The 8,264-nt window shown below is 26.2% G+C and carries 13 protein-coding genes; 11 read left to right on the top strand and 2 right to left on the bottom strand.

Translation table 11 applies throughout. The features are described 5' to 3' along the window. Window positions 1-184: 184 nt before the first annotated feature. The 9 genes from BR66_RS0115485 (at window position 185) to BR66_RS25765 (ending at window position 3,995) form a co-directional block, all read left to right on the top strand. Window positions 185-523, top strand: a complete 339-nt coding sequence (locus BR66_RS0115485) for a hypothetical protein (RefSeq protein ID WP_026883707.1) — start codon at window positions 185-187, stop codon at window positions 521-523. An 88-nt stretch (window positions 524-611) separates the two neighbouring features. Further along, a complete protein-coding gene (locus tag BR66_RS0115480) occupies window positions 612-1,076 on the top strand; it encodes a hypothetical protein (protein WP_026883706.1) in 465 nt (154 codons plus the stop codon). A gap of 77 nt (window positions 1,077-1,153) precedes the next feature. Further along, entirely contained in the window at window positions 1,154-1,426 is a 273-nt protein-coding gene (locus BR66_RS0115475) for a hypothetical protein (RefSeq protein ID WP_026883705.1), read from the top strand. A 30-nt stretch (window positions 1,427-1,456) separates the two neighbouring features. Further along, window positions 1,457-2,002: a signal peptidase I gene (lepB, locus tag BR66_RS0115470; RefSeq protein WP_242841169.1), complete on the top strand. Its 546-nt coding sequence runs from the start codon at window positions 1,457-1,459 to the stop codon at window positions 2,000-2,002. 10 nt (window positions 2,003-2,012) lie between these two features. Continuing rightward, a complete protein-coding gene (locus tag BR66_RS0115465; RefSeq protein WP_026883703.1) occupies window positions 2,013-2,720 on the top strand; it encodes a hypothetical protein in 708 nt (235 codons plus the stop codon). A 343-nt stretch (window positions 2,721-3,063) separates the two neighbouring features. Further along, entirely contained in the window at window positions 3,064-3,300 is a 237-nt protein-coding gene (locus BR66_RS0115460) for a hypothetical protein (protein WP_026883702.1), read from the top strand. A gap of 3 nt (window positions 3,301-3,303) precedes the next feature. Next, window positions 3,304-3,480, top strand: a complete 177-nt coding sequence (locus BR66_RS26165; protein ID WP_169738172.1) for a hypothetical protein — start codon at window positions 3,304-3,306, stop codon at window positions 3,478-3,480. 75 nt (window positions 3,481-3,555) lie between these two features. Continuing rightward, complete coding sequence (locus tag BR66_RS0115450; protein WP_026883701.1) at window positions 3,556-3,780, top strand: hypothetical protein; 225 nt, start codon at window positions 3,556-3,558, stop codon at window positions 3,778-3,780. 74 nt (window positions 3,781-3,854) lie between these two features. Continuing rightward, complete coding sequence (locus tag BR66_RS25765; protein WP_156946304.1) at window positions 3,855-3,995, top strand: hypothetical protein; 141 nt, start codon at window positions 3,855-3,857, stop codon at window positions 3,993-3,995. Between the two features lie 17 nt (window positions 3,996-4,012). Here the strand turns inward: BR66_RS25765 and BR66_RS0115440 are convergent, their stop codons facing one another. Together BR66_RS0115440 and BR66_RS0115435 are read right to left on the bottom strand one after the other, a co-directional pair. After that, window positions 4,013-4,633, bottom strand: a complete 621-nt coding sequence (locus BR66_RS0115440) for a recombinase family protein (protein WP_026883700.1) — start codon at window positions 4,631-4,633, stop codon at window positions 4,013-4,015. Between the two features lie 112 nt (window positions 4,634-4,745). Further along, entirely contained in the window at window positions 4,746-5,369 is a 624-nt protein-coding gene (locus tag BR66_RS0115435) for a hypothetical protein (protein ID WP_026883699.1), read from the bottom strand. 728 nt (window positions 5,370-6,097) lie between these two features. Here BR66_RS0115435 and BR66_RS0115430 point away from each other — a divergent pair. Then, window positions 6,098-6,550: a hypothetical protein gene (locus BR66_RS0115430; RefSeq protein ID WP_026883698.1), complete on the top strand. Its 453-nt coding sequence runs from the start codon at window positions 6,098-6,100 to the stop codon at window positions 6,548-6,550. A gap of 1,496 nt (window positions 6,551-8,046) precedes the next feature. Then, window positions 8,047-8,264: hypothetical protein (locus BR66_RS24060; protein ID WP_035796430.1), on the top strand; the 218-nt coding region annotated here is incomplete at its 3' end.

Here is an 8,264-nt window from a genome sequence, read left to right as displayed (position 1 = left end):
AAATTTCCGTTACTATTTGTAGCTTTGTTATGTTTTGTAGTTAATGGTGCTAACTTATATTTAGAAATATTAAAAAATAAAAGATACTAAATTCAACGATTAACCTGATTTGTAATACAAATAAATACTTCACATGCTGAAACTCATACGAACTAACCTGAATTAAGGAAGGAGCTTTTATATTATGAAATATGGGCTATATTGCACTTTACAATTAGACGATTATAATATCGAAATTAAAATACCTTGTATATTAAATAGTTATGAAGAAGCGAAAAATTGTAATATTAAATTTATCTATGATGGATTAAATATAAACTACAAAATAAAAGACACAACATATAATATTTCATTTGAAGAATGGTGGATGTATCGTATTGCAAAGAAAAAAAACATATCAAAAGGCAAGATATTAATGGATATTTCTGATTTTGAGCCATTACCCATTACGTTAAAGGAGTTGCCTTATGGTGAAACTACATTTCAATATTTAGCATACTCTGTATGTTGTGATGAAAATTGATTGCTGAAAGATAATGTCACACTTCAAAAAAATTAACAAGGAACTACTTATATTGAAAATTATGCGACATAAAGAGGGGATATAAAAGATGAATAAAAGAATTAAGAAGAAAAATGAAAAAAAAATTATTGAAATTTGTAAAAGTATTTCGTGGGCATATATGCATAGGGGATGTCCTACATATTGGGCAGAAAATAGTACAATAAAAAGGCATGAAATCATTGATACTGATACTTTGTATGATTATAAAGAGGAAATGTTAGCAAAAGATATGTTGAAAAAAGTGGTTAAAAGATGTGTTTCAGAATGCTTTTCTATTCAAAATTATAGCTTATTTGAAATTCCATATGGAGATAAAAAAGGATGGATGATGATTTTTGTTAATACAAAAGAATATGAAGAGTACCATAAGAACGGCAATAAAAGTATAAAAATACAAGAAATAGACTTTTGGGTGTCTTTTACTGGTTATGCTATTCCGCAGATAAATGATAAAAATGGACATCAATCTGATTCAAAGACTTGTATTAATGCTATTTATTGTGAAGATTAGTTCGCTCCCAATACAAAGAGAGTTTGAAGAAGTTGAGAATAATGTGAAGTGAAATATTACGAGGAGGAAATTGAAAAATGGATAAAATAATTTGGAATGAGGATATGGATATATCATATGGAGTTAAGATATATTTTGAAAATGAAAAAGATTTTCAGGATAAAGTTACAGAGGAATATAGAAACATTACAAAATGTGATTGCTTGGTAGGTGATGTAAAAATAAAAAGCTGTATAAGTACAGGTAAAGGACTGAATGCTGAAAGCATAACTCCTTTAGAAAAAACTGACATAGAAATAAATACATACTATATTGCTGATGTTGAAAAAGCCGAATTATATATTGAATAAAATACCTATTAATAAACGCAGCAGGAAAAAATGATGAATAGAAAGGTAAGCAGAGCAATGATGAATTCAAAAAAATCTACATCTACAAAGAGTATGATATTAACATTTATAATTGGGTTAGCACTAGCAATAATAATAAGGCAATTTTTATTTTTTAATGTAATTGTTCCAACTCTTTCTATGTATCCAACAATTAAGATAAATGATAATATTATTACTACTAAGATATACAATAGTAATAACTTGAAAAGGGGAGATATTATTGCATTTAACTCAAAAGAATTAAATGTTTTACTGGTCAAAAGACTTATAGGATTACCAGGGGATTCTATAATAATTAAAGATGGACAAGTTTATATTAATGGCACTAAAATAAAAGAAACATATGTTAAAGAAGAAGGGGGCAAAGATGGCTCTTATATAGTACCTAAATTGAATTATTTCTTTTTAGGTGATAACAGAAACAATTCAATGGATTCAAGGTACTGGAAAAATCCTTATATAAAATATGAAGATTTAAAAGGAAAAGCTGTATTTAGAATTTCACCAATTTACAGAATGGGATTTATAAGATAGGGGGGAACTAATGAAAAAAATAAGTATGATTATAAAATATTTATATCTATCCGTAATATTTTTAATTAGTATAATATTTGATTATTATATATATCTCTTAATTATTGCAGATATTTTAATAATAATTAAAAATATAAATATAAACTCAATGTTGAATATTATTGAAATCATTTTGATAATTTTAATATTCAATTTATTTGCAGTTTGCTATATTAAATTTATTGTTCACAATTATGATGAATATACTAGCATAACATTTTTTTATTTACCATGTAGGAGCATAGCACAGAGAGTTACATTTAAAAATAGAAAAAATAGAAATTTAAAGAAACTGTTATATAAAAGTTTTTGTGATGTGATAAATGACTTCTTGAACTTAAAACTTAAAATTCTAGGCATAAAAATAAGAAGGATGAAATTAGATACTCATACTAATATAATAAAACACATTTTAAGCATATATGGAGTGAGTGATATTGAAAAAATAGCACTATTACAATTAGACAAAGGCAAAAAGGATAGAAAGAAAAGAACTATAATTGTTGACTATAATAATAAAAAGATAGTAGTTACAATAAAGTTTTTAAAATCTAAAATATTAGTAGAACAGTCATTAATTTATAGAAATCCTTATAAATATATAAAAGAGAACATAGACAAACTTAAGGTTGATAATTATAGTGTAAAATTAATTGTAAAAGATAATATAGATTTCTGAATAAAAAATATAGCAAATGAGTACCACATTATTATTTAGTAGTGTGGTACTTATTTATTGTGCAATTTTACAATACAAATCAAATAGAAAGCAATAATATTACCTTTAATATAAAAGGCTCTCAAAAGCACTATATAGCGTTTTAAATGTGTATTATAAAAATAGGATTTACAATTGGCTTAAAGATGCTAATTTAAAGTGAATATTGCGGTACTAAAAATTATTTTATTTCCTTGAAAAACTTTCAAAATAGTGTTGACTATCATCTACGTAGATGATATAATAATATTATAGAAAGTTAAGAAAACTACTCACCGCAAGGGAGTTAAGGGGGATAAATATTATGGGAAATAATTTTGTAGGGAAACAATGGTCTGATATTAGAGAAGATGAAAAAGATTCATTATTAAGATGTGCTATTGCAGTAAGTGGAGTTGATGGTAGACGTGTACAAAATGGAGATTGCACAGTAGATTTTGAAGGTTATAATTTCAGTATACAAGGTTTTTTAGTTAACAATGAGAATGAACGTGAAATTATAATTGGTGATGATGCAGTGTTTTATGACCCAACGGTATAACATATGAAATTATCTGATATAAAAACTCTTACAGAGGTATCTGAACAATACAGTATACCTCTTAAAACTCTCCAAAGTCGATTAAGTCGATTGGAAGAAGGTATTGAGTATAAACGATTAGGCAAAAGACAAGCAACGCTATTAAGTCCACAAGGTGTTAAAAAAATAGTTAGTAGATAATTATGTAGGTTTGTAATAAAGTTTGTTCAATTTACAAAATGAAACTAATGCGAGTTAATGAGAGGAGAAATTAAATTGACTAATCGGAAATATATTTTGGAAGCAATTATAAATAGAAATAGTATATCATCAGATGGTTATTACACTGGGAAAAGTATTATTTATCAAGGCGATAGATACGCAACTGTATCCTATGATATTACTGAAGCAAAGATTTATTCAAGTGAATCAAGGGCTAAAAAAGCAAGTGAAATGTGTTTTGAAAACTACACCTTTCAACTTGTTCCGTTAGATGAATAGTTACGCATTACAAAGAAATGGTGAGTAATATGGAAATACTGTGCAATAATTTAAATATTGAAAGGAGAATATTTATGGAAACCAATAAGAAAGTAACATTAACTGATGAGGATAGGGAATTGATTAATAATTTAATTAAATATAAATATTTAATATATTTTAGAGTACCTTGGGCGGATGTTGCTAATAAGGTTATAATAAAGTATAAAATGTAAGTGTCCCCAGGGGACACTTATTTGATTACTAATTGTATTCCGTTATCTTCATATTCTTTAATTAATTTATAAAAAGTAGTTCTTTTCAAATTCATTTTTTTCATAAATAAATTTGCTGTTATTTTTCCATTTTTCCATTCATCATAATTGTAAGGAAAGTTTTCAGGAATATTTATTTCAGGTCTTCCAAGTTTAATGCCCTTCATTTTAGCAAGTGCAATTCCTTCCTTTTGTCTCCTTTTAATATTTCTTCTTTCACTTTCAGCTACGAAACTTAAAACTTGTAATATTAAATTGGATACAAAATCACCAAGTAAATCTCTATACTGAGTTGTATCAAGCAAAGGCATGTCTATAACCTTTATATCAACTTTGATTTCTTTTGTAAGTTCATCCCATTCTTTTAATATTTCTTTGTAATTACGTCCCAATCTATCAATATTCTTTACATATATTAAATCACCAGGTCTTATTATTTGTTTAAGAGCCTGGTATTGAGGTCTATTAAAATCTTTACCACTTTCTTTATCAATAAATAAATCACGTTCATCTATATTAAGTTTTTGCATTTCGTAGAGCTGTGTACTAAAATTTTGGTCTTTATGCGATACTCTTATGTACCCAAATGTTTTATTCATATATTATCTTACACCCATCTATATATTTATATTATTCCCATCTTATTTCGATTTATACACTTATTATAACATTTTAATACCTAATTCAAAAAAAATAAAGGGGTTTATCCCTTTATTTATTTACATCTGTTGAATTTGTTAAATTTGTTGAATTTGTTTGTCCTTGTTGACTATCTAACATTACAAGCAAATTATCTGATTTATTTATTACAATTGTTTGATATTGATGTACCTTAAGATCGGTACTAGTACCTTCAAAATAAGAAGCAGTTGTTGATATTATATAACCATCATAATTAACTCCATTGTAAGGTAAACTTAATAAATGTTGAAATGATGTTATATTTATATCCTGAACTTTTTCATTTGGAGCTGTTCTAGCTTGTGGTAAGCTTACACCTACTTTATCAGAATATTCAGGTGTCATCATTTTACTAAGTTCTGTCCAATCTGAATCTGTAGAATCTCCACTACATTCTATTTGTAGTTTCCTATAGTCTTTAATAAAGTCCTGAACATCCTTGTCAGTCTTAAATCTTGTTATGGTATTGTTGTCAGGATTATTTATACCAGTAGAAGAAATTTTAGTTGTTTTAGTTTTTACCTTATTTAATATTTTTGTTGTTGCTTTTTTTGTTTGATTTGAAGTAGTGCGTTTAGTACATGAAAAAAATAATAGAAATACACCTACTATTAGTATTGAAATCAATACTATATTTTTTTTCTTTTTATTCAAGATTTTATCCCTCCCTATAATAATTTTTTTGCGCTGCGATATATTCATAAATGTATTGTAATTAATGAATATATTCATTAATTACAATGATGACATTATCGAACATTAAAAGGTTAAAAAAACATAAGTACGAAAAAGTACACTTTTACGAATACATAGAGCAATCTTAATGTGTTTCAAAATGTGTTACAACAATATTTTAACACATAACATTGAAAGGAATCAATAAAAATAAAAAAAAACAAGTATAAACTTGATTTTATATAAATACAAAAGCCTGGGTAGTATGAACTATATTTCAATAATTTCATTGACAATGGAGTACAAGTGGAGTACAATTGTTCTAATATACCAAAATTACATTACAGAACGTTGTCTATAATATATGTACAGTATACATCCATGCATTTATACAACATTGCACTGTGTTACCATGTGTGTTACAATGCATTTATATAAAACTAATGTAAATTATATTGAGTAGCATAAAAAATATTAAACCTATAAAAAAGAGGAAATATTACTATATTTTTCGAGTTGACGTGTGTTATATAACGTGTTACCATTTTCTATGTAAACTGTATTATACTAACGAGTTACAATCTATTGTATAAAACATTTTAATACTAATATTAGGAAGAAATTTATTATATATAGTGTTAAAATATAGTTTAAAGAATTATAAAATAATTTACTATTATTTTTAGAATATTAGGGAGGATTTTTCGATGTCAAAACAATACAAACCTGCTCGAATAGAAGAAAAGCTAATTAAATTTGTAGATGACTATGTAATCGGTAGCAACTACACTGAAAAACTTGAATTTATATTAGAAGATTTTTCAAGTTTACTAGAATTAACAAGGAGGGAGCTTTCACTAATCTTTTCAGAAAATGAGTTTTTATTTTTCATAAATGTTTTGGATACTGATTTTGTAAAAGAGTTTGAAATGAATAGTAATTATAAACAAATTTTAACTTCAAAGGTTCAGGATGCGTTGGTTAACTTTAATTTTGCTGAAAATTTCAATATTGATAACAATATAATATTAGGTAAAATTGAAAAGATTAGTACTTTTAGTGCGTATACTCTTATTTATATCGTCTTTAAATACAATAAGTTATATGCAGATTCAGATATAAATAACACTTATTTTAAAATGTATTTTTATTCAGTATAAATCGACAGAAAAACATATAATTAATAATTTTACGTACAAAATACATTTATTTTACTTTTAGTATTGAAAATTGACTAAATTAATATTAAAATATACATATAAATAAAAAAGTCCACTGCTTATATGAGAACTGGTAATTCTTATATAAATAGGATTTATAGGTAATACACGAAATACGTACCTATAAAACCGTTAAGTGAACTCTTTTATATTGTAATTTAGTTTCATATAAATAGTACCAAATTAAGGCTGTCTTTTCAAGTTTGTTTAATTTACAAATTTGGTGTATAATATAAGCGTTAGTATATGTTATGACATTTTGCAAATATTTAGTAATGTTTGAGTATAAATAAAGAATAGTACTTTTAAAAAAATTCGAAAAAGTATAAAAAAGAAAGCGTTCACCCTACCACAGATTCACGCTTCCTTTGCTAACATCTAAATTACATATTTATTATATCAAATATATTTATATTTTGCAATATAAATATATAACATTTTTGGGTATATTTATAAATATAATTTGGTTTATTAGTAAAAGGCTAAGAGCGTAATCGGAAGGTTATCAGCTCTTAGCCTTTTTTATTTTGTACCAAATTAGTCTATTTACATATTAAAATTAAATACTTTAGAGAACCTTTTAAATATATTTTTGAAAAAATTAATGTTAAAAGGTTGTATTTCTTATTGTCTTTTTTAGGGATTTGTAAATAGTACAAGCATAATAAGTAGCTAGTAACAGGAATACTAGCAGTTGCTCTACAACTTAAATAGAGAGCCTAATATGGTTCATGTTGTTATAACACGATTATTGATGGAGTCTTGCGAAGACTATAAAGATTTCTCCTTGAAAGAGGGTGCATGGGGTGAGTTCAGCCAACGCTAGAAAATGAACCGATAGCACAAGAAACCTAGTCCTTATCTTTAGGTGTGTTATGCCTTGAAAAATAGGAATTATCTAAATATAAATAGATAAATAGAGCAAGTGGTGCCGACTTAATGGGCAGGTGTGGGAGTTCTAGGATACTAAGGTATTGGGAACTATAAACATAGCAATTAATATATTGTAGCAGTAGGATAGAACCGTACTGTAGAAAGTTTATAGATGATTAATCATACAACAGATAAGGTACGAGATTGTGAAGGTGACAGTGATACACTGTTTTATTCAAAGTGAAGTAGTTGTTTTCTTACGTTTTCAGAAGATATATTTTTGAAAATTGTAAGGGAACAACTGCGTCCTGCTCTGGTTCTAGCTCAACCTGTTTTATCACCTGCAATCTTAAATGTCAATAGCTAAAATTAAAAAAATAACATATTTAGTGAAAATAAAGTAAAAAGAGAATACAAACCCAACGAAGTGAGATAGTGAACATAATTAAAGCTTAAAACTGAACAATACAATATTTTTAATTAAAAGTATTTGAGATAGGATGGTATAAAATATATTGAATCGTGTTACACAGTGTGTTACAATATCATAAGGGGTGATAAAAATGAGTTTAAGTCATAGTACTAGATTACAAGATGTTCCGCATCTCCTTTTAAGTATAAAATATATTGGATATTATGAATGGTATGCTAGATTAGAATTAAAGAATCAAAGAATTATATTGTTTAGACATGAAGAACCTTGTTGTAATGTTAAAAATGGGCTAGCTCAAGATGAAAAGGATTATTATTTAACATCATCTATATTATGGAAAAATATAGA

It is taken from the genome of Clostridium akagii DSM 12554 (genome assembly GCF_000686725.1).
Classification (GTDB): Bacteria; Bacillota; Clostridia; order Clostridiales; family Clostridiaceae; genus Clostridium_I; species Clostridium_I akagii.
This window is presented reverse-complemented; position numbering and strand designations above follow the sequence as displayed.